The sequence below is a fragment of the Caballeronia sp. LZ035 genome, from assembly GCF_031451175.1.
Classification (GTDB): domain Bacteria; phylum Pseudomonadota; class Gammaproteobacteria; order Burkholderiales; family Burkholderiaceae; genus Caballeronia.
In genome coordinates this window covers 1,290,630-1,313,912 of record NZ_JARUXS010000001.1, presented here as the reverse complement: position 1 = coordinate 1,313,912, position 23,283 = coordinate 1,290,630, and the positions used below count along the sequence as shown (strand labels likewise).

At 64.8% G+C, this 23,283-nt stretch carries 18 protein-coding genes and 1 pseudogene; 10 read left to right on the top strand and 9 right to left on the bottom strand.

Annotated elements, in window-relative coordinates:
* Positions 1–279: 279 nt before the first annotated feature.
* Positions 280–1,233, top strand: a complete 954-nt coding sequence (tal, locus tag QCE88_RS06205) for a transaldolase (RefSeq protein WP_309900145.1) — start codon at positions 280–282, stop codon at positions 1,231–1,233.
* Positions 1,234–1,317: 84 nt separating this feature from the next.
* On the opposite strand, the gene QCE88_RS06200 is transcribed toward tal, so the two are convergent.
* The 6 genes from QCE88_RS06200 to QCE88_RS06175 form a co-directional block, all read right to left on the bottom strand.
* Positions 1,318–2,427: an FUSC family protein gene (locus QCE88_RS06200; RefSeq protein WP_309900143.1), complete on the bottom strand. Its 1,110-nt coding sequence runs from the start codon at positions 2,425–2,427 to the stop codon at positions 1,318–1,320.
* Positions 2,428–2,592: 165 nt separating this feature from the next.
* Entirely contained in the window at positions 2,593–4,143 is a 1,551-nt protein-coding gene (mctP, locus tag QCE88_RS06195) for a monocarboxylate uptake permease MctP (RefSeq protein WP_309903425.1), read from the bottom strand.
* Complete coding sequence (locus QCE88_RS06190) at positions 4,143–4,391, bottom strand: DUF3311 domain-containing protein (protein ID WP_309831356.1); 249 nt, start codon at positions 4,389–4,391, stop codon at positions 4,143–4,145. The genes mctP and QCE88_RS06190 overlap by 1 nt, the downstream gene beginning before the upstream one ends.
* Positions 4,392–4,647: 256 nt before the next feature.
* On the bottom strand, positions 4,648–5,565 hold the full coding sequence (locus tag QCE88_RS06185) for a spermidine synthase (protein WP_309900141.1): 918 nt from the start codon (positions 5,563–5,565) through the stop codon (positions 4,648–4,650).
* On the bottom strand, positions 5,534–6,040 hold the full coding sequence (locus QCE88_RS06180; RefSeq protein ID WP_309900139.1) for a DNA-deoxyinosine glycosylase: 507 nt from the start codon (positions 6,038–6,040) through the stop codon (positions 5,534–5,536). Before QCE88_RS06180 ends, QCE88_RS06185 begins: the two co-directional genes overlap by 32 nt.
* Positions 6,037–6,678 (bottom strand): chorismate lyase, encoded by a 642-nt coding sequence (locus tag QCE88_RS06175; protein WP_309900136.1) that lies wholly within the window; start codon positions 6,676–6,678, stop codon positions 6,037–6,039. Before QCE88_RS06175 ends, QCE88_RS06180 begins: the two co-directional genes overlap by 4 nt.
* 151 nt (positions 6,679–6,829) lie before the next feature.
* Between QCE88_RS06175 and QCE88_RS06170 the strand changes: the two genes are divergently transcribed.
* Entirely contained in the window at positions 6,830–7,087 is a 258-nt protein-coding gene (locus QCE88_RS06170) for a hypothetical protein (protein ID WP_309900134.1), read from the top strand.
* 54 nt (positions 7,088–7,141) lie between these two features.
* Here the strand turns inward: QCE88_RS06170 and htpG are convergent, their stop codons facing one another.
* Positions 7,142–9,046: a molecular chaperone HtpG gene (gene htpG, locus QCE88_RS06165; RefSeq protein ID WP_309900131.1), complete on the bottom strand. Its 1,905-nt coding sequence runs from the start codon at positions 9,044–9,046 to the stop codon at positions 7,142–7,144.
* Between the two features lie 183 nt (positions 9,047–9,229).
* Here htpG and QCE88_RS06160 point away from each other — a divergent pair, with 183 nt between their 5' ends.
* Positions 9,230–9,784 carry a Rhs element Vgr protein gene (locus QCE88_RS06160; RefSeq protein WP_309900129.1) on the top strand — a complete coding sequence of 185 codons (555 nt, stop codon included), beginning with the start codon at positions 9,230–9,232 and terminating at the stop codon, positions 9,782–9,784.
* Positions 9,785–9,807: 23 nt separating this feature from the next.
* Here the strand turns inward: QCE88_RS06160 and QCE88_RS06155 are convergent, their stop codons facing one another.
* Positions 9,808–11,271 (bottom strand): PLP-dependent aminotransferase family protein, encoded by a 1,464-nt coding sequence (locus tag QCE88_RS06155; RefSeq protein WP_309900127.1) that lies wholly within the window; start codon positions 11,269–11,271, stop codon positions 9,808–9,810.
* 181 nt (positions 11,272–11,452) lie between these two features.
* Between QCE88_RS06155 and QCE88_RS06150 the strand changes: the two genes are divergently transcribed.
* From QCE88_RS06150 to QCE88_RS06125, 6 genes are all read left to right on the top strand, one after another.
* Positions 11,453–12,268, top strand: a complete 816-nt coding sequence (locus QCE88_RS06150) for a VOC family protein (protein ID WP_309900124.1) — start codon at positions 11,453–11,455, stop codon at positions 12,266–12,268.
* A gap of 26 nt (positions 12,269–12,294) precedes the next feature.
* Entirely contained in the window at positions 12,295–13,236 is a 942-nt protein-coding gene (locus QCE88_RS06145) for a DMT family transporter (protein WP_309900123.1), read from the top strand.
* Positions 13,237–13,336: 100 nt separating this feature from the next.
* Positions 13,337–14,533 carry a PLP-dependent aminotransferase family protein gene (locus QCE88_RS06140; RefSeq protein ID WP_309900121.1) on the top strand — a complete coding sequence of 399 codons (1,197 nt, stop codon included), beginning with the start codon at positions 13,337–13,339 and terminating at the stop codon, positions 14,531–14,533.
* A gap of 52 nt (positions 14,534–14,585) precedes the next feature.
* The gene (locus tag QCE88_RS06135; protein ID WP_309900119.1) at positions 14,586–15,047 is read left to right on the top strand and encodes a RidA family protein; all 462 of its coding nucleotides are present in this window, start codon (positions 14,586–14,588) and stop codon (positions 15,045–15,047) included.
* Positions 15,048–15,136: 89 nt separating this feature from the next.
* The gene (locus tag QCE88_RS06130) at positions 15,137–16,039 is read left to right on the top strand and encodes a PhzF family phenazine biosynthesis protein (RefSeq protein WP_309900118.1); all 903 of its coding nucleotides are present in this window, start codon (positions 15,137–15,139) and stop codon (positions 16,037–16,039) included.
* Positions 16,040–16,468: 429 nt separating this feature from the next.
* Positions 16,469–18,916, top strand: a complete 2,448-nt coding sequence (locus QCE88_RS06125) for an EAL domain-containing protein (protein WP_309900116.1) — start codon at positions 16,469–16,471, stop codon at positions 18,914–18,916.
* A 204-nt stretch (positions 18,917–19,120) separates the two neighbouring features.
* Here the strand turns inward: QCE88_RS06125 and QCE88_RS06120 are convergent, their stop codons facing one another.
* Entirely contained in the window at positions 19,121–21,679 is a 2,559-nt protein-coding gene (locus tag QCE88_RS06120; protein WP_309900114.1) for a hypothetical protein, read from the bottom strand.
* Positions 21,680–21,961: 282 nt separating this feature from the next.
* Between QCE88_RS06120 and QCE88_RS06115 the strand changes: the two are divergent.
* Positions 21,962–23,281: pseudogene (locus QCE88_RS06115) on the top strand (MFS family transporter); the annotation flags it as partial.
* Positions 23,282–23,283 lie beyond the last annotated feature (2 nt).

Sequence of the window (23,283 nt, the reverse complement as noted above, 5' to 3'; positions counted from 1 at the left end):
CCGCCGCTTTCGTCCGCTCATTAAGACATGCCGCGCGACGGCACGAGACGTGCGCAAGGAACGCTAAAGCCGGCGCCCGGTCGAACCGGACGCGCCGACACCGTCCGCGCACGGGATCAGCGCGTTTCCCGCGCGCGGGACTAGAATGACGGAATGGTTTTCAGGGGCGCGCCGCGCGATGGCAGTTGTTTTCGAAATCGCCGCGCGGCGTCGCAATCATGGGCAATCCGCGGGTTCGTTACCGCACTTTGACAAGGCGCCACGCGTCTGAGACTCGACATGACATCCGCTCTCGACCAGCTCAAGCAATACACGACCGTCGTCGCCGACACGGGCGATTTCCAGCAATTCATCGCATTCAAGCCGCAGGACGCGACCACCAATCCGTCGCTGATCCTGAAGGCCGTCCAGAAGGACGACTACAAGCCGCTGCTCGAAAATACCGTCAAGGAGCACGCGAAGAAGCCGATGCCGCAGATCATCGACAATCTGCTTGTCGCGTTCGGCACCGAAATCCTCAAGATCGTCCCGGGCCGCGTCTCGACCGAAGTCGACGCGCGCCTGTCGTTCGATACCCAGGCCTCCATCGCGAAGGGCCGCGAGATCATCAAGCTGTATGAGAACGCCGGCATCGACCGCAAGCGCGTGCTCATCAAGCTGGCCTCGACGTGGGAAGGCATCCGCGCCGCCGAAGTGCTGCAGAAGGAAGGCATCCACTGCAACATGACGCTGCTGTTCTCGCTGGCGCAGGCCGTCGCCGCTGCCGAAGCGGGCGCGCAACTGATCTCGCCGTTCGTCGGCCGCATCTACGACTGGTACAAGAAGTCGGCCGGCGCCGATTGGGACGAAGTCAAGAACGGTGGCGCGAACGATCCAGGCGTGCAGTCGGTGCGCCGCATCTACGCCTACTACAAGAAGTTCGGCCACAAGACCGAAGTCATGGGCGCGAGCTTCCGCACCGTGAGCCAGATCACGGAACTGGCCGGCTGCGACCTGCTGACCATCAGCCCCGACCTGCTCAAGAAGCTCGCCGACAGCAACGACACCGTCGAACGCAAGCTCTCTCCAGAAGCGAGCAAGAACGAGAACGTCGAGAAGATCGCGGTGGATGAGCCGACCTTCCGTTTCGCCGTCAACGACGACGCGATGGCCACCGAGAAGCTCGCGGAAGGCATCCGCGCCTTCGCCGCCGACGCCGTCAAGCTGGAGAAGCTGATCACCGCGTTGCAGTAACGCGGGCGTGGTCTGAGACAGGAAGGACCGCGGCACCGATCCGGTGCGCGGTCCTTTTTCATTTCCGCCCGCGCCGGGCGGGATTCACGCGCCGAACGGCCGCGCGCCCTCGATGTTCCACTGCCGTTCCACTTCCGACAGTCGCAGCCGCAAGCGCTCCGCCTGCTCGACGAAGCGCATCGCGAGCCAGTGCATACCTTCCGTGACGTGGTCGCCGGGCGTCTCGGCGCATACCGTCGGTCCGTCGGCGGCGGTCCCCGGCGCATGATGCAACAGGCTCACGCGGCCGAAGCGCAACGCGCGCGCCATCTGCAGCAATTGACGGCGCACCGCGACTTCGCCCGGCGAGCAGCCGAGCGCAAAACGATGTCCACCTACGGAGGTCACCTCCGGCATCGACGTGACCAGCATTTCGAGCGCCGCGAGCATCGCGCGATGCAGCCGCTGAATTTCCTCGAGCCGCGCCATCGGCAGGTTCGTTTCCTTGGATACCGATTCCAGCAGGCCGCGCGATTGCACCAGCCGCTGGCTCATGCGGAAGAAGCGCTTCGCCATGTCTTCCGGCAGCAGCGGCACCCCTTCGAGCAGCGCGCCGTAGATCTTCGCGCCTTCGCGCAAATTGTCGGCGAGCCGGTAACGCCAGGAATAGGTCGCGTACTGCGGCAGCACGAACGAGAAGCCGAGCGCGATCACCACGCCGATCATCACGTTCGCCGTGCGCCACAGGCCCGTGGTGAACGGCAGGTCGCCGTGTCCCGAGACGATGACCATGGTGATCGCCGTGAGCAGCGCGACGTAACCCGCCTTGCCGATTGCGTAGTAGGCGCAGCCGCCCGCGATCGCGCACATCAGCACGAAGAACAGCATCAGCGAGCCGGTCAGCGCCTGCGCGGCGATCAGCACGAGCCCGAACGCCGCGCCGAGCGTCGTGCCGATCGCGCGTTCGGCGGCCTTTTTGCGGATGTTGCCGTAGTGCTGCAAGCCGCCGACGACCACCAGCACCGAGACCGTCGCCCACACGCCATGCGGCACGTCGATGCCGGTGGTCACGGCAATCGACATCGCCACGGCCAGCGCGACCCGCACGCCATGAATCAGGTTGGCGTGGCGATAGCGAAAGTACGGCGATCCAATCCAGCTGAACAGACGCGACAGACGGCCGTGTCTGACTGACGTCGATGTCGGAGAAAGCATGGTTCGCTCGCGTCGATGAACATGATCGACCGTCCGCCCGCCGCGCGCGTCGCACCAACAAAACGCCCGTAGCGGCCAGCGGCTGCTACGGGCGTTTTACCAGCTTTTCGCGAGCCGCGCCGGGTGAGCGTCCGGCGTGGCAAAGCGGCACCAGCGGCGGCTGGATCAGCTCTCCACGATGTCCAGATAATCTTCCGGACGCGTGCGGTCATCCGAGCGCTTGAGGCCCAGGACGCGCACGAGCAGGCTGACGGCGATCGACACGATCAGGTTGGCGATCAGCGCCCACACGGCGGCGTAGCCTGGCACGACATAGCCGAACAGATGCAGCGGATAGATCGAGCCCTTCAGCTGCAGCGACACGGCCATCCAGGTGCCGACGCCGATCCCCACCGCCCAGCCGATCAACAGACCGCGATGGTCGAGCACGCGCGTGTACAGGCCGAGCACCAGCGCGGGCAGCGTCTGGATGATCCAGATACCGCCGAGCAGTTGCAGCTGGATCGCATAGGTCAGCGGCAGCGCGAGAATGAACACCACCGCGCCCACCTTCACGATCAGCGACACCAGCTTGGCAACGTTGGTTTCCTGTTCCGGCGTCATCGACGTATTGACGAATTCGCGGTGCACATTGCGCGTGTACAGGTTGGCGGCCGCGATCGACATGATCGCCGCCGGCACCAGCGCGCCGATGCCGATCGCCGCGAACGCCACGCCCACGAACCACGACGGGAAGTAATGCAGGAACAGCGCCGGCACGGCGAAGTTCGCGCCGTAGGCCTTGAAGTACGGCGCGTATTCCGGCATGTCCTTCACGCCCGAGGCAAGCGCCATGTAGCCGAGCAGCGCCAGCAGGCCGAGCACCAGCGAGTACGCCGGCAGCAGCGACATGTTGCGGCGGATCGTGTTGCCCGAATTCGACGACAGGATGGCCGTGACCGAGTGCGGGTACAGGAACAGCGCGAGCGCGGAACCCACCGCCAGCGTCGCATAGGCGCTGTAGCCGTTGAGGCTCGCGGCGTCAGGCGCTTTCAGCAGGATCTTCTCGGGCGGCACGATGCCGAAGATGTGACCGAAGCCGCCGAGCTGCGCCGGAATCACGATCATCGCGGCGATGATCGTGATGTAGATCAGCACGTCCTTCACCACGGCGATCATCGCCGGTGCGCGCAGACCCGAGGTGTAGGTGTACGCGGCGAGAATCGCGAAGGCGATGATCAGCGGCAGATCGCCGACCAGACCTTGCGTGGAAAAGCCGAGCGCGCCGATCACCACTTCGATGCCGACCAGTTGCAGCGCGATATACGGCATGGTCGCGACGATGCCGGTCACCGCGACGGCCAGCGCCAGCATGCGGCTGTTGTAGCGGGCATGCACGAAGTCGGCGGCGGTCACATAGCCGTGACGCTTCGCGATGCTCCACAGCTTCGGAAACACGACGAACGCGAACGGATAGATGAGGATGGTGTACGGCAGCGCGAAGAAACCGGTTGCGCCCGCGCCGAACACGAGCGCCGGAACCGCGACGAAGGTGTAGGCCGTGTAGAGGTCGCCACCGAGCAGGAACCAGGTGACGATGGTGCCGAAGCGACGGCCGCCGAGACCCCATTCATCGAGCTGGGCGAGATCGCCCTTGCGCCAGTGCGCGGCAATGAAGCCGAGAATCGTGACGCCGACGAAGAAGAGAACGAAGACGAAGGTTGCGGTGGAATTCATCATCGCGCACCTCCGCTCTTCCGGCCCGAGGGCAACGCCTTGGTCTTCTGATAGACGACCGCGGTGATTACCGCGCTAATCAGCACCCACAGCAGCTGGTACCAGTAGAAATACGGAAAGCCCCACAACACGGGCTCGATCTTGTTATAAAACGGCACCCATACCACACCGATCCACGGAAGGATCAAAAGCCACAGCCAGTGCTTGTTGCGCGGTTGTCCAGTGCCGGTCGCAGCTTCTTGAGCCATGAACGGTCCTCTCCTCTTGTTTGATTTTGGTCTACGGTCCGGACGGATGACGTGCCGGTTGTCGTATCGGTTTTCACGCCACTTTGCTGGCCTGGCGGCCGTTGAAAGCGCCCCGAAATAACAGGAGGAGTATATGGACCCTTAAATGCCGGTCAAGCAAGGGGATTCCCGACTATTCCCCTGATTTGAAAGGCTTTTGTAACCATGCTGGAACGCACGTCCAGCACGGTGCCGCACGGTGCCGCACGGTGCGCCGTCAGATCCGAAAGGATTCGCCCGGCTTGAGGCCTGCGCTTTCGGCAAGACCCTTGACCCACTTGCGCGTGGGCAGACCCAACTGGTCCTCGATCAGCCTGGCGCGCGTGTCGAGCGCACTGAACGGCACGTCGAGCGCCGGCCCCGCGAATGCCAGCGCGACGCGATTGCCATCGTGCACTTCCGGCAGCGCGATCACGCGATGATCGAACGCCTCGTTCAGATGCCGCATATTGCGCACGAAGCTCGGATGGTCGCCGAACAGGTTGATCGTGACGACGCCCGCCGCCGGTGTGAGGCATGCACGGCAGGCGCGGTAGAACGACACGCTGTCGAGTACCGGGCGCTGCGCGGCGGCGTCATAGACGTCGATCTGCAGGGCGCCGACGGTGCCGTGATTCGCGCGATCGTTGACGAACTCCCAGGCATCGCGTTCGGTGACGGTGAGGCGCGCGTCGTCATAAGGCAGATCGAACATCGCGCGCGCCGCGATCACGACAGCGGGATTCACTTCCACTGCCTCGACCTTCGCGCGCTTCAGGAAGCGGTAGCAGAACTTGGTGAGCGCCGCCGCACCCAACCCGAGTTGCACGATCCGCTCCGGCGTCTCGATGAACAGCAGCCAGGCCATCATCTGCTGCACGTATTCGAGTTCGATGTGGTCGGGCTTTCTCAGCCGCATCGCGCCCTGCACCCACTCCGTGCCGAAATGCAGATAGCGCACGCCGCCCTCTTCCGAGAACGTCACCGGCGCGAAGCGCGGCTTGCGCGGCGCCTCGATGCGCGGCGCGTGGGCGAGATCGTCGTCATCGTGCTCGCGCGCGGCGCGCTTCTGCTTCTGCTTGCTGTGCTTCTTGGAGTCCTGCTTGCGTCCGAACGCGCGGGCTTCAGCGGACGCGCGTTTGATCAGTGTCGTCATGGGTGAGGAGGTCGCGCCAGAGACGCAGTTTTTGGTCGAACGAAAGCATAGCATTGGCCGCGCTCGACGACGGCAGCACCCGCGTCGCATAGCCCGCCGCGCCGATCACCGGTGCGAACCGGCCCGAGGTCTTGCCGTTGAAGCAAACGCGGCGCAGTGCCGGAAAGCGCGTGTGGAAGACGGCGAAGTCGTTCGGCGACGCATGGCGAATCGCGCTGTCGAGGCTGCCTTCGCGCTCGCAGGCCGCCAGCACGTCCCACAGGCCGATGCCATGCGCCAGCAGGCGCGCGAGGCGGTTGTCGTAGGCGAGCTCGTGCAGCGGTTCATTGATCGCCACGCCCACCAGCCGCCAGAACTGGTTGCGTGGATGCGCGTAGTACTGCGCCGCCGCCAGCGAGGCGACACCCGGAAAGCTGCCGAGAATCAGCGTATGAGTGGCGTCATCGCCGATCGGCTCGAATCCGGCGAGCGTCATTTCGCCTCGCCGCGTACGACGCGCTTCGCATGCGAACTCAGATGCCCATACGCGCGCGCGTGCTTGCGCTGGTGCGGACCGTGCAGCGTGGCAAGGCGGGCCCATAGCGCATCGAGCATGCACTCGGTGACCATCAGCGGCGCGCCGTGCCGTTCGAACACCGAACGACGCGCGACTAGCGCATGAGATACGTCGCGCGACTGCCGCACGGCCAGCCGATGCAGCGGATGGCGCGCCGTCAACCTGCGGCTCGCGAGCGCCGAGCGCGACACGCTGCTGTCGCTGTACAGCAGTTCGGCGAGCGGACGCGTGCGCAGGCGGCGCATCGACTGCCATATGCCGGTGCTGTACGCCAGCGGCACGATGCTGTGCGCCACGACGAAAGGCGTGCCTTCGACCTTCAACGCGACTTCACGCAGCCACACCGGCGTACGCGGCGTGATGCCGAGCGCGCGGGCTTCATCCAGCCAGGGAAGACTGACGGCTTCGCGCGTGACATCGACCGTCACGGCGCCCAGCGTGCGCAGATGCGCGGTCAGCGAGCCGCCGCGCGTCAGCCAGTCTTGTTGAGCATCGGAGAGAACGGGACAGGGGACGACGCGCCAGTGCGCGTCGGTGGGATCGGTCGGCATGGACATGGCGGCGATTATAAAGGCCGCCCGCCAACGCCCGCCTTACACACATGCCGACCGCAGCTTAGGACGATTCGTATGGTGCCGGGCATGTCGGAAGCGGAAACTGAAATGCCGGTCGCGTGCCGCACCGGCTTCATCCTGAGAGGCAAATCGAATGTCGATAAACAAGAAACAGACTTCCAAACCGGTTGCGCATCTGGCGGCGGAAACGCTGCATGACCCGAAGGCGTCGGCAACGGCCAAGAGCCTTGCCGCGTCCGCCTTGGCTCAGACGCATACGAGCAAGCAAACCAGCGCCGAGATGGAGCACAAAGCCAGCGAAGTGCTTCACAGCACCAAGTATTCGCCGGACACCAAGACGCTCGCGGCGTCCGTGCTCGCCCAGTCGAACAAGGAGCGCAAGCGCAAATAAAAACAGGCGCCGCCGGTTTCCCGGCGGCGCCTGCTTCACACTGCCCTCAGTGCTTCAGCGCGCGAGCAGCAGCGCGTTGGTCCGCTTGACGAAGCTCGCCGGATCTTCCAGCGTGCCGCCTTCCGCCAGCATCGCCTGATCGAAGAGCAGATGGCACCAGTCCGCGAAGTTGGCATTGTCGGCGCTGAGTGCCTTCACGAGCGGATGCTCCGGATTCACTTCCAGAATCGGCTGCATCTCCGGCGCCTGCTGGCCCGCTGCCTTCAGCATGCGTTGCAGATAGCCGCTCATGTCGCCTTCGTCTGCCACGAGACAAGTCGGCGAATCGGTGAGACGGAACGTGAGCCGCACGTCCTTCGCCTTGCCTTCCAGCGCTTCCTTCATCTTCTCGACGAGCGGCTTCATGTCCTCGCCGACCTTCTCCTGCTGCTGCTTCTCTTCGTCGTTGAGCGCACCGAGATCGAGGTCGCCGCGCGCCACGCTCGCGAGCGGCTTGCCGTCGAATTCATTGAGGAACGACAGCATCCATTCGTCGACGCGATCCGTCAGCAACAGCACTTCCACACCCTTCTTGCGGAACACTTCCAGATGCGGACTGTTCTTCGCGGCCTGCCAGCTGTCGGCGGTCACGTAATAGATCTTCGTCTGCTCGGGCTTCATGCGCGCGACATACTCCGCGAGCGAAACGGTCTGCTCGCTGCTGTCGCTCTGTGTCGAGGCGAAGCGCACCAGTTTCGCAATCCGTTCCCGGTTGCTGAAATCCTCGCCGACGCCTTCCTTCAGCACCTGGCCGAACTCGCTCCAGAAACTCGCGTATTTCTGCTTGCCGGCGTCGTCCGTGGCTTCGGCCGATGCGCTCGCGATGTCTTCCAGCATCGACAGCACGCGCTTGGTCACGCCTTCGCGGATCGCCTTCACATCGCGGCTTTCCTGCAGGATTTCACGCGACACGTTGAGCGGCAGGTCCGCCGAATCCACCACGCCCTTCACGAAACGAAGATACGCGGGCAGCAGTTGCTCGGCGTCGTCCATGATGAACACGCGCTTCACGTACAGCTTGAGGCCGCCGCGATGCTCACGGTTCCAGAGATCGAACGGCGCGTGTTTCGGCACATACAGCAGTTGCGTGTACTCGCTGCGCCCTTCGACACGGTTGTGTGTCCAGGCGAGCGGCTCGTCGTGGTCGTGCGAGATGTGCTGGTAGAACTGCGTGTATTGCTCGTCGCTGATGTCGCTCTTCGGACGCGTCCACAGTGCGCTCGCCTGGTTGACGGTCTCGTCCTCGTCCTGCGTGACCATCTCGCTCTTTTCCGCGTCCCACTCTTCCTTTTTCATCAGGATGGGCAGCGCGACGTGATCCGAGTACTTCTGGATGATCGACTTGAGCTTGTGCGACGACAGCAGGTCGTCTTCGTCGGCACGCAGATGCAGCGTGATGGTGGTGCCGCGTTGCGCGCGCTCGATGTCCTCGACTTCGAAATCGCCCTCGCCCGCGCTGGTCCAGCGCACGCCCTGCTCCGCCGGCAGCCCGGCGCGGCGCGTCTCGACCGTGATCTTGTCCGCGACGATGAAGCCCGAATAGAAACCCACGCCGAACTGGCCGATCAGCGCCGCATCCTTCTGCTGGTCGCCCGAGAGCTTCGAGAAGAATTCCTTGGTGCCCGAGCGCGCGATCGTGCCGAGATGCGAAATGGCTTCGTCGCGGCTCATGCCGATGCCGTTGTCGTCAATGGTCACGGTGCGCGCGGCCTTGTCGAACGACACGCGGATGCGCAGGTCCGGATCGTTCTCGTACAGCGCGCTGTTCTCGAGGGCCTCGAAGCGCAGCTTGTCGGCGGCATCGGACGCGTTGGAAATAAGTTCGCGAAGGAAAATTTCCTTGTTGCTGTACAGCGAATGAATCATCAGGTGCAGAAGCTGTTTCACTTCTGCCTGAAAGCTCATGGTTTCTTGCGCCATGTCCGGGTCCTCTGTGTTGATTTATCTGTGTTGAAGTGATGCTGACGGCTCAGGTGGCGAAACGCGCGCCGCCCAGGCCGGCAATCCGAGCGATATCGGGGCGGTCCGGCGTTTTTCAAGGGCCGTTCCGGACAGCGCCCTATGATGGGGCTTTTACCTCGCCGCAGCCTGCCCCGTACTGTCATGCCGCTCCTGTTCCGCCGCGCACCGCCAGGCCGTCCGCTCACGCCGGGAGAAACCAGTATGGCGCGGCTCGTGTTCGGCGACGCAATCGACTATCCGGCGGTGCGCGTCCATGCCCGCGCCTATTTGCCGTTCGGCCTGCAGCCGCCCCGCACCGCGATGGCGCCCAATGGTCACCTGTATTTTCCGCGCGCCTGTTGTCAGGACGATTTCTCGTGCTGCGACCTCGGCAATCGCATGTGGTTCATTCACGAGATGACGCACGTCTGGCAATTCCAGCTCGGCTATCCGGTCCGATGGCGCGGCGCGTTTCGCATCGGGCTGTCCTACGCGTACCGGCTGGCCGTCGGCAAGCGTCTCGCCGACTTCAACATGGAAGCGCAAGGCAACCTGCTTGCGGATTATTTCGCGCTGCGCTTCTGCGACGGCCAGAACCGGCTCTACGAGCAGGGCTACCGGCAGATGCCCGGCGCGCTCGCGCTGTTCGAGACCGTGCTCGCGGACTTCATCCGGATGCCGTCCGCGCGGCGCAATCTGCCCGGACGAAGGCGTTAGCGCCCCGCTTCAAGCTTCATGCTTCACGCGCTGCGCCGCGACGCCCGGTCCAGATAGTTCGACAGCAGTTCCGGCAGCGCCGGATCGCCGCAATTGGCGACATTGAAACGCATCCAGGTGGTCGGCGACTGCTGCGGCGAGAACAGGCTGCCCGGTGTCAGCAGGAAACCGGCTTCGTGGCCGGCCGCGGCGAGACCATCGGAATCGACGCCCGCGTCGGCCCACAAAAACATGCCCGCCGACGGCGTCGAGAACAGCCGCAGGCCGGTCTTCTCGAGCATGCGCGCGGTCTTGTCGCGCACGCCGTCGAGCCGCGTGCGCAGGCGTTCGACATGCCGCCGGTAGTGTCCTTCGGTCAGGATCTTGTAGACGACCCGTTCGTTCAGCTCCGGGCTGGTCATGCCGACGAGCATCTTCTGATCGGCCAGCGCCTTCGCAACGTCCGGCGCGGCGGCGATATAGCCGACCCGCAGGTTCGCCGCGAGCGTCTTCGAGAAGCTGCCCAGGAAGATCACGCGCTTCAGCTGATCGAGCGAGGCCAGGCGCGTGGCCGGGAAGTTGGTCGGGCACAGGTCGCCGTAGACATCGTCCTCGACGACGATGAAGTCGTATTCCTGCGCCAGTTGCAGGATCCGGTACGCCTGCGCGGCCGTCAGCGAGGTGCCGGTCGGGTTTTGCAGCACGGAGTTGATGATCAGCATCTTCGGCCGCCAGGTGGCGACGAGCGCTTCGAGGGCGTCGAGGTCGGGTCCGTCCGGCGTGTACGGCATGCCGACGAGCCTCGCACCCTGCGACGCGAAGCGCCCGAACATCTGGAACCACGCCGGATCGCCGACGACCACCGCATCGCCCGGCTTCACATAGAGCCGCGCGATCAGGTCGATGGCCTGCGTGATGCCCGAGGTCAGCACGATCTGCCGCGCCGCCGATGCACCGATCTCCAGTTCCTCCAGCCGCGTCTGCAACTGCTGGCGCAGCGGCAGGAAGCCTTGCGGCGTGCCGAAGCCGAGCATGTGCGCGCCGCTCAGGCGGGACAGCGCGCGGAGGGCGTTGGTGATGAGTTCGCCGTCGAGCCAGCGGCCCGGCAGATAACCCAGTCCCGGCCCTTTCTCCGGACTCGATGTGTGCAGCATGTTGCGCAGCAGCCAGACCACGTCGATGGTGTTCTGCAACGGCTCGCGCTCCGAAGCGGCGGCGGGCGCCTCGCCACGGGCGACGAGCGACGGCGCCGCCCGCTCGCGCACGTAGAAGCCGGAACCGCGGCGCGAATCGAGATAGCCATGCGCGACGAGCCGTTCATAAGCCTCGACGACGGTGAAACGCGACACGCCCTTGTCGAGCGCGAGCTTGCGGATGGACGGCATGCGCATGCCGGGCCGGAACACGCGTTCGTCGATACGGCGGCGGCCCCATTGCACGAGCTGATCCACGAGGGTGAGCTGCGCGGCGTCGTGCGGGGCGGGAATCTGGTCGAGCGGGACGGACATGCGGACCTCCGGGCGGTTGCCGATGCGTGGCCGATGCGTTCTGGACTGTTCCGGAATCATCAAAAACTGTACCGAACACGGCTGGGTCGATTGTACCGTTACTGTTATGGTAGGAGACGCTACATTCTCCTTTCGGGGCCGCCATCAAGCTTGAGCGTCTCCCAGTCCAACCGCGCCTGTCATGACCGATTCCCGACTCCAACTCGACCACCTCGTCATCGCCGCGCGCACGCTCGAGGAAGGTGCGCAATTCGTCGCCGCGAAGTTCGGCGTGGAAACGGCGCCCGGCGGCACGCATCCGTCGATGCGCACGCACAATCGCCTGCTGAACCTGTGGGGCGGCGCCTATCTGGAAGTCATCGCGATCGATCCCGCCGCGCCTGCCGTCGACGCGCCGCGGCCGCGTCTCTTCGCACTCGACGATCCGGCGCAGCAGCAGCGCATCGCGGAACACGGTCCGCAGCTCGTGCACTGGGTCGCGCGCGTGGCGCGGCCGAAGTCGCTGACGCGCTGGCGCGAGCAGTATCCCGAGCGCATTGCGCCGGTCGCGGCCATGTCGCGCGGCGCCAATACCTGGGGCCTGACCGTCCCCGACGACGGCGCGTTCCCCGCGTGGCAAGGCGCCGGACAAGGCGTACTGCCGTCGCTGATCCAGTGGGACACGCCGCTGCTGCCGAGCGACGTGCTGCCGCCCAGCGGCATCGCGCTGCGGTCGTTGAGCGGCTTTCATCCCGATGCCGCGCGCATCGCCGAACAGCTCGCGTGGCTCGGCGCGGCGCACCTGATGCACATCGAGGCAACCGCGGGCACGCCGGTGCTGGTGGCGGAATTCGACTTGCCGGACGGCTCGACGCTTACGCTCGGCGAATCCGCGGAACAGGCTCAGGCGCGCGAGGAAGAGGCGCTTCAGGCAGCCAAACGCCGCCGCGCGAAGAAACCGGACACGCAGGCACCGCAGCAACTCGACCTGCCCGGCACACCCCAACAAGACATCTGAGATCCGATCCGAGGAGACACCCCACGATGAGAACCCGCGAAACCGAAGGCATGCTGCTCGGCCTGATCGGCGTCGTCATTTTCAGCCTGACGCTGCCGATGACGCGCATCGTCGTCGCGGAGGTGCATCCGCTGCTCAACGGGCTCGGCCGCGCGCTCGTCGCCGCCCTGCCCGCCGCCGCGCTGCTCGCCTGGCGGCGCGAAAAGTGGCCCAGCTGGCCGCAGGTCAAGAGCCTGGCCGTCGTGTCGCTGGGCGTGATCATCGCGTTTCCGGTGTTTTCCGCGTGGTCGATGAAATACGTGCCCGCGTCGCACGGCGCGGTCGTCAACGGTCTCCAGCCGCTGTGCGTCGCGATCTACGCCGCGTGGCTTTCGCACGAACGGCCGTCGAAGCTGTTCTGGGTCAGTGCGCTCGCGGGCAGCGCGATCGTCGTCGCATTTGCGGTGCAGACGGGCGGCGGCGGCCTGCAGGCGGGCGACCTGCTGATGCTGGTCGCGGTCGGCATCGGCGCGCTCGGCTACGCGGAAGGCGCGCGGCTCGCCCGCCAGATGGGCGGCTGGCAGGTGATCTGCTGGGCGCTGGTGTTGTCGGCGCCGTTCCTGCTTTTGCCGGTTGGCGGCCTTGCGTGGGCGCATCACGCGGCGCATCCCGGGCCGCTCTCGCTCAAGGTGTGGCTCGCCTTCGGCTATGTCACGCTGTTCTCGCAGTTCATCGGTTTCTTCGCGTGGTACGCCGGCCTGGCGATGGGCGGCATCGCGCGGGTGGGCCAGGTGCAGCTGCTGCAGATTTTCTTCACGATGGCCTTCTCCGCGCTGTTCTTCGGTGAACACGTGAGCGGCTCGACGTGGCTGTACGCGGCCGCGGTCATCGTGACCGTCGTGCTCGGCCGCCGCGCCGCCGTACGTCCCGCGCCGCCGCAGACTCAGGCAGTGCCGGCGCCCGCCGCCGGCCCGACGCACGCAAGATGACGCGCTCGCGCGATAATGCTGGATTGCGCGAGCGCCGCTCGCCCGCGCACCCCGATTTCCACCCAACGCGGGACCACTCCAAAGCCAACCGAGGCACCCCATGAATCAAGCCGATCTCCGCGCCACCCCGTGGCAACTCTCCGAACGCGCCCGCAAGCTCACGAGCTCGGCGATTCGCGAAATCCTGAAAGTCACGGAGCGGCCGGAGGTCATTTCCTTCGCGGGCGGCCTGCCCTCGCCCGCGACCTTTCCGGTCGAGGAAATGCGGCACGCGTCGGAGCGCATCCTGCGCGACCAGCCGTCCGCGGCGCTCCAGTACAGCGCGACCGAAGGCTACCTGCCGCTGCGCGAATGGGTGGCGGCGCGCTATTCGGTGAACGGCGCGTCGATCCGTCCGTCGCAGGTGCTCATCACCACCGGCTCGCAACAGGCGCTCGACCTGCTCGGCAAGACCCTGGTGGATCCGGGCAGCCGCGTGCTGGTCGAAACGCCGACTTACCTCGGCGCGCTCCAGTCGTTCTCGCTGTTCGAGCCTGACTACGTACAGGTGCCCACCGACGAATCCGGCCTGATTCCCGAAGGCCTGGATGCCACGCTCACCGCCGGCGCGCGCCTGCTCTACGCCCAGCCCAATTTCCAGAACCCGACCGGCCGCCGCCTGCCGCTCGCGCGCCGCCAGGCGCTCGCCGCCCTCGCGAAGACGGCCGCGTTCCCGGTGATCGAAGACGATCCCTACGGCGCGCTCGACTACGCCGGCGCCCCGCTGCCCACGCTGCTCTCGATGGCGCCGGATCACATCGTGCATCTCGGCTCGTTCTCGAAGGTGCTGGCGCCGGGCCTGCGCGTGGGCTACATCATCGCGCCCGAGGAACTGCACTTCAAACTCGTGCAGGCCAAGCAGGCCACCGACCTGCATACGCCGAGCCTCACGCAGCGCATCGTCTACGAAGTGGTCAAGGACGGCTTCCTCGACCAGCACGTGCCGAAGATCCGCACGCTGTATCGCGACCAGTGCGAAGCGATGCTCGACGCACTGCAACGTCACATGCCCGCCGGTGTCGAATGGAACCGTCCGGAGGGCGGCATGTTCGTGTGGCTGACGCTGCCGAAGCACATCAATACGATGAAGCTGCTCGAGCAGTCCGTCGCGCAGAACGTGGCCTTCGTGCCGGGCGGTCCGTTCTACGCCAACGAAGCCGCGCACAACACGCTGCGCCTGTCCTTCGTGACGGTGCCGCCCGCGACGATCGACGAAGGCGTCGGCCGGCTCGGCGCGCTGATCCGCGCGAGCCTCTGAATTTCCGGGGCGCCGCGCGCCCCTTCACCCGCTTGAAGTCAAGGAGCAACCGATGGCATCGAATGTGTACGACAAGCTGAAGGAACTCGGCATCGACCTGCCCACGGCAGGCGCGCCGGCGGCCGCCTACGTGATGAGCGCGCAGAGCGGCAACACGGTCTATCTGTCCGGCCATATCGCGAAGAAGGACGGCAAAGTGCACGCCGGCAAGCTCGGCGCCGACATCAGCACGGAAGAAGGCAAGGCGGCCGCGCGCAGTGTGGCCATCGACCTCATCGCGACGCTGCACGCGCACGTCGGCGACCTGAACCGCGTCAAGCGCATCGTCAAGGTCATGAGCCTCGTGAACTCGACCTTCGAGTTCACGGAACAGCACATCGTGACGAACGGCGCGTCCGAGCTCATCGCGGAAGTCTTCGGCGATGCCGGCAAGCACGCACGTTCCGCCTTCGGCGTGGCGCAGATTCCGCTCGGCGCGTGCGTCGAGATTGAACTGATCGCGGAAGTCGCCTGAAGCGCGTCCCGTTCGCCTGTTCATCCGCGAAACCCGACGCAGCGACGCGTCGGGTTTTTTTATGCTCTGCTTCAGCGAGACACAAGCTCATGTCCCCACACAACGTTGAACGCGTCGTCCAGTTCAAGCAGGTCGACGTCTTCACCTCGGTGCCGTTCAAGGGCAACCCGCTCGCCGTGATCTTCGATGCCGACGGCCTCTCCACCGAACGCATGCAGGAGATCGCGCGCTGGACCAACCTGTCCGAAACCGCTTTCCTGCTGCCGCCGACCGATGCACGCGCCGACTACCGCGTACGCATCTTCACGACCGCGGTGGAATTGCCGTTCGCCGGGCATCCGACGCTCGGCAGCGCGCACGCGCTCATCGACGCTGGCTACACGCCGAAGACGCCCGGACGGCTGGTGCAGGAATGCGGCGTCGGCCTCGTGACGCTCGCCGAACGCGCCGGCGGCGAGTGGGCCTTCGCCGCGCCGCCTGCGCGCATCACGCCGCTGAGTGCGGCGCAGCACGCGCGTCTCGCGGCAGCGCTCGCGCCCGCTGCACTCGATGCCGAAGCGCCGCCCGCCGCGGTGGACAACGGCGCGCCCTGGCTCGTGGTGCGCGTGCGCGACGCAGCGCAATGTCTTGCGCTGACGCTGGCGGGCGAGTCGCGCGAAGCAGTCCGGCAGATCGTCGCGGAGACGGGCACGCACGGCATCGTGGTCTATGGGCCGCACGCGCCCGGCGGACCGGCGACCTTCGAACTGCGCGCGCTCTTGCTGGGCGCGGAGAACATCGAGGATCCGGTCACGGGCAGCGCGAATGCCGCGCTCGCTACGCTGCTGACGCAGCAGGGCAAACGTCCGGGTGAGCACTATACGGTTCGGCAAGGCACCGTGCTCGGCCGCGACGGCCGCGTAAGCGTCACTTACGACGATCCGGCGGACGGCGAGCCCGTGTGGATCGGCGGCCATTCGGTAACTGTGATCGACGGAAATTTCCGTTGCTGAAACAATGACCTGTGCGTTTCCCCCGGCGCGCGTATACCCCCAAGAGCGGACTCTTTCTTAAAGGAAGCGGCTTCGCTACTATCTGACCAATGGGAATACAAATAGCGTCGGGCGTGGCGGCGGCAACGTGACGGAGCCGGCAGGGGCGCAGCCCGAATCCAGACTCGAAGCATCCTTCAGCGGCTCAGTGCCGGCGCGCCAGGACAATCGGCAAGCGCCGCCGGGCACAGCGCGCACAGCGAAAGCCACGCGCCCGAATGACGCCGCGAACAGGATCTGCCAAAGAATGTCCATCCCTCAACCGCGGCGTACCGCGCGCGGTATAGTCACTCGTTTCGGCCGAACGCTTCCGCACATGCATCGCTTCATCCATTTCGCGCAGTTCGCAGCACGTCAGGCGCTACGCGATCCAGCGTTGCAGGGAGCGCCATGAAGCGGGCGCGCACGCATGCCGTCCCGGACACCCTCACAAGCGCCCCGGCGGCGCGGCGGCGGCGGGCGTTGCTGGCCATTCCGGTACTCGGCACTTTCGTGCTCGTGTTGCTGTGGGCGGTGATCTTCGCCCGGCTTTCGGTGGAGCGCGAAGCCACCACGCACGAATCCATGTCTTCCGCCGCCATTCTGTCGGCGGCGCTCGAGCAGCACACCATCAAGGCCATTCATCAGGTCGACCAGATCACCCGTTTCGTCAAATACGAATACGAGAAATCGCCTGACAACTTCGACCTGATCGCCACCGTCGAAAAAGGCGTCGTGCAAAGCGACACGCTGGTGCAGGTCTCGCTGATCGACGAATACGGCACGCTGGTCGGCAATACCTCGGACCCGCATCCGAAACCCATCGACCTGTCGGACCGCGAGCACTTCAAGGTCCACGCGCATTCCAACGACGACCTCCTTTACGTCAGCCGCCCGGTGCGCGGCCGCGTGTCCGGCCTGTGGACGCTGCAGTTCACGCGCCGGCTCAATCATCCGGATGGCTCGTTCGCGGGCGTGGTGGTCGTGTCGGAAGACCCGGCCTATTTCACGAGCGACTTCTACAACGTCGCGTCGATCGGCCGCGAAGGCGTGATCGCCGTGGTGTCGGACAGCGGCTCGGTGCTCGCGCGCAGCACGGGCGGCGGCCTGGCCGATGGCGCCGCGGCCGCCACGGCCGCTGCGCAAGGCAACGGCGGCGATGCAAGCGCTGCCGCCAGCAGCCGCGCCCGCGCGGACTTCACCGCGAGCGGCGTGTATCCGACGCTGGATCACGCGTCGGGCATCTATGTGGATCCCATCGATCACGTGAAGCGCATCGTGTCGTACCGGCATATCGACGGTTATCCGCTCGGCGTGCTCGTCGGTCTCTCCGAACGCGAAGAGATGATCGACTACAACCACACGCGCAACGTCTATCTGCTGATGGCGAGCTTCATCTCGCTCGCGATGCTCGGCTTCTTCGCGGTTGCCACCGGCCTGATCGGCAAGCTGCTCGGGCGCGAGCGCGAGATGACGCACCTGGTCGAGTACGACCTGCTCACCGGCCTGCGCAACCGCTACTCCACGTTGCGCGCGCTGCGCCAGGACGTCGCGCAGCAGGAGAACATCGGGCGGCTGGCGCTGCTCTTCATCGACCTCGACAACTTCAAGACCGTCAACGACACGCTCGGCCACAATGCCGGCGACATCGTCCTGCAGATGACGGCCTCGCGGCTCGCGGAGACGGTGGGCCAGAGCGGCACGCTGTCGCGCATCGGCGGCGACGAGTTCGTGGTGGTCGTGAAGGGCGACGAGGTCGAGCAGCGCGCCGTCACGCTCGCCGACGACATCTCCACCATGTTCGCCACGCCCTTCGACGTGCGCGGCAGCGCGTTCGTGCTGCATGCGAGCATCGGCATTGCGCTGTTCTCGGTGTCGAACGAGAGCGAGATCGACTTGCTGAAAAAGGCCGACCTCGCGATGTACAGCGCCAAGGACGCGGGCCGCAACTGCTATCAGTTCTATTCGCCGCAGCTGTCGCATCGCGCGGATCACCTGATGAAGTGGGAACAGCAGCTGCGCGTCGCGCTCACCGAGGAGCAGCTGTTCCTCGTCTACCAGCCGAAGATCGACCTGACGCGCCGCTGCATCACCGGCTTCGAGGCGCTGGTGCGCTGGAACCATCCGCAGCACGGGCTGATTCCGGCGAACGAGTTCATTCCGGTGGCGGAGTCCACCGGCCTGATCGTCGCGGTCGGCGATTTCGTGATCCACACCGCGTGCAGGCAACTCGCGCAATGGCAGCAGGACGGCTATACGGGGCTTTCATTGGCCGTGAACATCTCGGCGGTGCAGTTCTGGCGCGGCGACTTGCTGGAGACGGTCGCGCGCGCGATCGAAGCGAGCGGCATTCCGCCGGACAAGCTCGAACTCGAGATCACCGAAACCGTGATGGTCGAATATCCCGAGCTCGTGCAGGAGAAGATCGTCGCGCTGAAGCGCCTGGGCGTGCGCATCGCGCTGGACGACTTCGGCACCGGCTATTCGTCGCTGTCGTATCTGAACCGCTTCTCCGTGGATACGCTCAAGGTGGACCGCTCGTTCATCCAGGCGATCCCCGAGGACCGCAGCGTGTGCGTGATGGTGTCGGCCATCATCAATCTCGCGCGTTCGCTCGGCCTGACGGTGGTGGTGGAAGGCACCGAGCGCGACGAGCAGATCGCGTGGCTCGCGGCGCTGGGGCCGGTGGAAGCGCAAGGCTTCCTGTTCTCGCGGCCCGTGCCGGCCGACGGCGTGCAGGCGCTGCTCGATCGCTTCGGCGTATGCGGCTGGTCGCGCGGACAGGCGCCGCGGACCCGCAATGACGTCGGCCGGGAGCCGTCGAGCCCCGCCCTCACCGACGAACCCGGCGGACGCTAGGCGCGGCTGTCGGAACCAGGGTGGCCCATGGCGCACCGGCCGGTGGTTCGCACGAACGATCAGCGGGCCGGCACGCATCCCCATGACCAGCAACCGCGCCCGACGGCCAAGGCTCTGTCGGACGCCACACTGCTCCGCAGGCCTTCACGCGGGCCTTCACGCGGGCCATAACGTGGACCATAAGGCAGCCCATAAAGCGGCCCATCAACCTCCATCGAACGGCTCCTCGATCTGGTCTGCTTCGGCATGACGCTTGTTCCATTCGTCCCGGTACTGGTTCAGGAGATCGTTCTGGGCTTCGGTCCGCTGGTAGTCGTCGTAACCATCGGCGATACCGCCCATCACCGCGCCGACGCCCGTGCAGATGATGCTTGCAACCGGCCCGACAAAGGGCACGAAGCCCACGATACCGCCCACCAGACCCAATACCTGCGCGCCGAGATTGAGCTTGTCCGGAACGGTCAATGTGCCCGCCTGCTGTTTCTGCAAGTAGGAATGAAGTGAGGCGCCAAAACCGACCGCTCCAAACGCGGTGCCGATCATCGAGGGCACAAGCTGCGTGCGCAAGGGCTTGGAGATCTTGAACCAGTCAGGATACGTTTCGGTATTCGCGAGAAAGGTGTTCTGATACTTGCTGAAATTCTCGCCGTACTTGTCCATCCATTGGCCGATCTGCGACTGCCGGACCTCCTGACTCGGCGTGTTCATCGCCTGTCCCAATTCCCTGTATGCCGTCGGCGCGTCCTTCATCAACGCCTCCCGCTCGTTCATCGCACGATCGAACTGGTCGTAGGTGTCGTGCTTCAATTGGCCGAGATGGTCCAGACGGCTGACCGCGTCCCGTGCCGCGGCGTTCTCCGACTTGCGCGCCGCCTCGACAGTCTGGAAGCCCAGATCGTTGAGCTTCTGCATCTCCGTGTGCGACTCGGATTCGATCTTCAGCAAATTGTCGTGGGCGTTTTGCGCGTCTTCCCGAGCGGCTTTCTTGAGTTCATCGCCCATCGTCTGCATGCCGCTGTATTCGCCGTACATCTCCGGGATCGCGCGTTGCAGGATCAGTCGCCGATTGGTGGGATCGGTGCCATCCAGCCTTTTGAAGACATCTTGCTTGAGTTGCTTCTGGCGATCCGCGACCTGCCCGTCGATTGCGCCGCTCACATGGGCCAGATCGGCGTCGACTTGCTGGTTCAGCGAATGGATCGAGCGCGCATCGTCCGCGCTCGTTGACGGGCCGCTCGGCTGTGTCGAAGTGCCGACGGTATTCGTGCCGTTCTGCGCAGGCGACGTGCCATTGGTGTTCGAGCCGTTCTGCGCCGGCGACGTGCCATTGGTGTTCGAGCCGTTTTGCGCGGGCGAAGTGCCATTGGTGTTCGAGCCGTTTTGCGCGGGCGACGTGCCATTGGTGTTCGTGCCGTTTTGCGCAGGCGCAGTGCCATTGGTGTTTGAGCCGTTTTGCGCAGGCGCAGTGCCATTGGTGTTCGTACCGTTTTGCGCAGGCGAAGTGCCGACGGTGTTCGAGCCGTTTTGCGCAGGCGCAGTGCCATTGGTGTTCGAGCCGTTCCCCGGGCTCGAAACAGGTTCCGACCTGGCGGCCTGCGCTTGCTTCGCCTGCCACTGCTTGGCGAGGTGATTCCCGATATCCGTGCCCGCGCCGCCGCTAACCTCGTTCAGGCCCTGCGCCATGGCCGAGCCGCCGCCGACGAAGTCGTCAGTGGGATCCTTGCCGTCCTTCAGTTTCTGGATGCCCGACATGAACATGGAACCCGCCTTGGAGAAGTTGTTGGTCGCCGCCAGCCCGCGCGCACCCAGCAGCGTCGCGAGCCGGCCGTTCGGACCCATCCAGTCGAACCGGCTCTGGCCGGGAGTCTGGAACCGCGATACCACAGGCCAGTTCTTCAACACCTGGGAGTTGTTGAAACGACCTTCATCGAAGAGCGCCGAGCGCGCGATGATGCCCGGATATTTCCCATACTTGTTGAAGTCATCGAGTGCGTGGTCCTTCGTCAGCGGCTTCAGATCGACGTTGGCGTTCTTGCTGATGGATTCGGGCGTGTCATTGTCCTGCCGATGTTCGAACGCATACGCAAGGCGGTCCGACCGGTCTTGCTGATCGCGGCTCAGTGTGGTCTGCCCCAGGATTTTTTGAGTCTCGTCGAACGCCCTGCCCGCTGCGATGACATGGTCGGTGGTGTCCTTGCCGTCCCTCACGTCCTTCATCGAGTCATCGACCGCGGAATTGAAGCGGTCGCCAGCCGCCGCCAGGTCGTTCCGCAAGACGAGCGAATCCGCGAGATCTCGCGAAGTCATGTCAGCGGAAGCTTTGTCGGTTGCCGTTCGTGGCGTGCCCGACGTCTTAGTTGAAGCACTGGCGTCCGGAACGGACTGCGTAGCCGGCGACGGCTGTTCCAGCGACAACTGCTGCTGCGTTCCGACGCCCGGCGCGCGCTGTCCTGCGACGTCCTGCCCGGTCGGTGAAACTTGACCGGCCTGCGCAGTCGATGTGGGCAACGCTGTCTGCGCGTTCTGCGCGTTCTGCGCGTCCTGGGCGTCTTCCGCGTTCGTCGAAGCGGGCGACTTTTGCGGGATATCAGAGGCCGAATCCGTCTGCGCCGATCCCGAACCCGACGTGCCGTCCGAACCCTGCGAGGACGACGCTTCCGCGTCCTGTGAAGGCTGCTGGGCCGGCGGCGGATCATCCGAGGTGTCGCTGGATCCGCTCAGCGTCTGGGTGCTTTTCGAATAATCGCTGGACACTGAAATCATACGAGCTCCGCAAAGGAAATTGATCGAGAGGATGTGATCGGCCGTTTTTTGACAAGGACGGCATGCCATGGTCGGCGTTATTTCCTTAGCTTGTGCGATGAATTTTTATACAAATCGCATTTTAATATCCTGTATAAAGGATGACTGATTTTTTTAATGATTATTTAGCGTGACTTAAGAAAAATCCAAAAATAATCTTAATGTGGCCCATAACAAATAAGACTTTTCTAAGAGCGTTTTTTCAATCCACCTGCTTGATGACAATTATGGAGATAATCAACAATGAAAGAATCAACTGAACCGCAATTGACTCGCCCATCCGAACCACGTGATAAACGCGATACACGGCGCCGCATCGTCGCCATTGTCGGGGCGTCGTCGGGCAATCTTGTGGAATGGTTCGACTTCTATGTCTACTCGTTCTGCGCCATTTACTTCGCGTCCACCTTCTTCCCCGCAGGCAACACGACCACGCAGTTGCTCAACACCGCAGGCGTCTTTGCCGCAGGCTTCCTGATGCGTCCCATTGGCGGATGGTTCTTCGGCCGTCTTGCGGACAAGCATGGACGGCGCGCGTCGATGATGGTGTCGGTATTGATGATGTGCGGCGGATCGCTCGTCATCGCGCTGCTGCCCGGTTATGCCGAGATCGGCGCGCTGGCGCCCGCCTTGCTGCTGGTCGCGCGTCTGTTTCAGGGACTCTCGGTGGGCGGCGAATACGGCACGAGCGCAACCTACATGAGCGAGGTCGCGCTCGAAGGCCGCCGGGGCTTCTATGCGTCGTTCCAGTATGTGACGCTGATCGGCGGGCAACTCTGCGCGCTGCTCGTGCTGGTTATCCTTCAGCAAACGCTCAGCACCGAAAGCCTGAAGGCCTGGGGCTGGCGCATTCCGTTCCTGGTGGGCGCGGCGGCGGCGGTCATCGCGCTCCTGCTGCGGCGTTCGCTCGACGAAACCACCACCGCCGAGTCCCGCCGCAGCAGTGAGGCCGGTTCGTTCAGCGGACTCTGGCGGCACAAGGGCGCCTTCGTGACCGTACTGGGCTTCACGGCCGGCGGGTCGCTCGTGTTCTACACGTTCACGACCTACATGCAGAAGTATCTCGTCAACACGGCCGGCATGAACGCGAAGACCGCCAGCCACGTGATGACGGCCGCACTGTTCGTGTTCATGCTGCTGCAACCGCTCTTCGGCGCGCTCTCCGACCGCATCGGGCGACGCAAGTCCATGATCTGCTTCGGCTCGCTCGCCACATTGTGCACGGTGCCGCTCATGGACACGCTCAAGGATGTCAGCAACCCGCTGGCGGCGTTTGCGCTGATCGTCACGGCGCTCTGCATCGTGAGCTTCTATACGTCGATCAGCGGCCTGATCAAGGCGGAGATGTTCCCGGTGCACGTGCGCGCGCTCGGCGTGGGCCTGTCCTATGCGCTGGCGAATGCGATCTTCGGCGGCTCGGCGGAATACGTGGCGCTCTGGCTCAAGCAGGCGGGCATCGAAAGCATGTTCTACTGGTACGTCACCGCCCTGTGCGCCGTGGCCGGGCTCGTGTCGCTGTGCATGCGCGATCCTTCAAAGGAAGGCTATCTGAAGGATGGCCCGCA

Excerpts from the sequence above, each read along its gene's own strand:
- QCE88_RS06145 (WP_309900123.1), top strand. The coding sequence starts at position 12,295 with ATGAGAACCCGCGAAACCGAAGGCATGCTGCTCGGCCTGATCGGCGTC.
- QCE88_RS06135 (WP_309900119.1), top strand. The coding sequence starts at position 14,586 with ATGGCATCGAATGTGTACGACAAGCTGAAGGAACTCGGCATCGACCTG.
- QCE88_RS06125 (WP_309900116.1), top strand. The coding sequence starts at position 16,469 with ATGAAGCGGGCGCGCACGCATGCCGTCCCGGACACCCTCACAAGCGCC.
- QCE88_RS06140 (WP_309900121.1), top strand. The coding sequence starts at position 13,337 with ATGAATCAAGCCGATCTCCGCGCCACCCCGTGGCAACTCTCCGAACGC.
- QCE88_RS06155 (WP_309900127.1), bottom strand. The coding sequence starts at position 11,271 with ATGTCCGTCCCGCTCGACCAGATTCCCGCCCCGCACGACGCCGCGCAG.
- htpG (WP_309900131.1), bottom strand. The coding sequence starts at position 9,046 with ATGGCGCAAGAAACCATGAGCTTTCAGGCAGAAGTGAAACAGCTTCTG.
- mctP (WP_309903425.1), bottom strand. The coding sequence starts at position 4,143 with ATGAATTCCACCGCAACCTTCGTCTTCGTTCTCTTCTTCGTCGGCGTC.
- QCE88_RS06130 (WP_309900118.1), top strand. The coding sequence starts at position 15,137 with ATGTCCCCACACAACGTTGAACGCGTCGTCCAGTTCAAGCAGGTCGAC.
- QCE88_RS06200 (WP_309900143.1), bottom strand. The coding sequence starts at position 2,427 with ATGCTTTCTCCGACATCGACGTCAGTCAGACACGGCCGTCTGTCGCGT.
- QCE88_RS06160 (WP_309900129.1), top strand. The coding sequence starts at position 9,230 with ATGCCGCTCCTGTTCCGCCGCGCACCGCCAGGCCGTCCGCTCACGCCG.
- QCE88_RS06170 (WP_309900134.1), top strand. The coding sequence starts at position 6,830 with ATGTCGATAAACAAGAAACAGACTTCCAAACCGGTTGCGCATCTGGCG.
- QCE88_RS06190 (WP_309831356.1), bottom strand. The coding sequence starts at position 4,391 with ATGGCTCAAGAAGCTGCGACCGGCACTGGACAACCGCGCAACAAGCAC.
- tal (WP_309900145.1), top strand. The coding sequence starts at position 280 with ATGACATCCGCTCTCGACCAGCTCAAGCAATACACGACCGTCGTCGCC.
- QCE88_RS06180 (WP_309900139.1), bottom strand. The coding sequence starts at position 6,040 with ATGACGCTCGCCGGATTCGAGCCGATCGGCGATGACGCCACTCATACG.
- QCE88_RS06120 (WP_309900114.1), bottom strand. The coding sequence starts at position 21,679 with ATGATTTCAGTGTCCAGCGATTATTCGAAAAGCACCCAGACGCTGAGC.
- QCE88_RS06150 (WP_309900124.1), top strand. The coding sequence starts at position 11,453 with ATGACCGATTCCCGACTCCAACTCGACCACCTCGTCATCGCCGCGCGC.
- QCE88_RS06175 (WP_309900136.1), bottom strand. The coding sequence starts at position 6,678 with ATGTCCATGCCGACCGATCCCACCGACGCGCACTGGCGCGTCGTCCCC.
- QCE88_RS06185 (WP_309900141.1), bottom strand. The coding sequence starts at position 5,565 with ATGACGACACTGATCAAACGCGCGTCCGCTGAAGCCCGCGCGTTCGGA.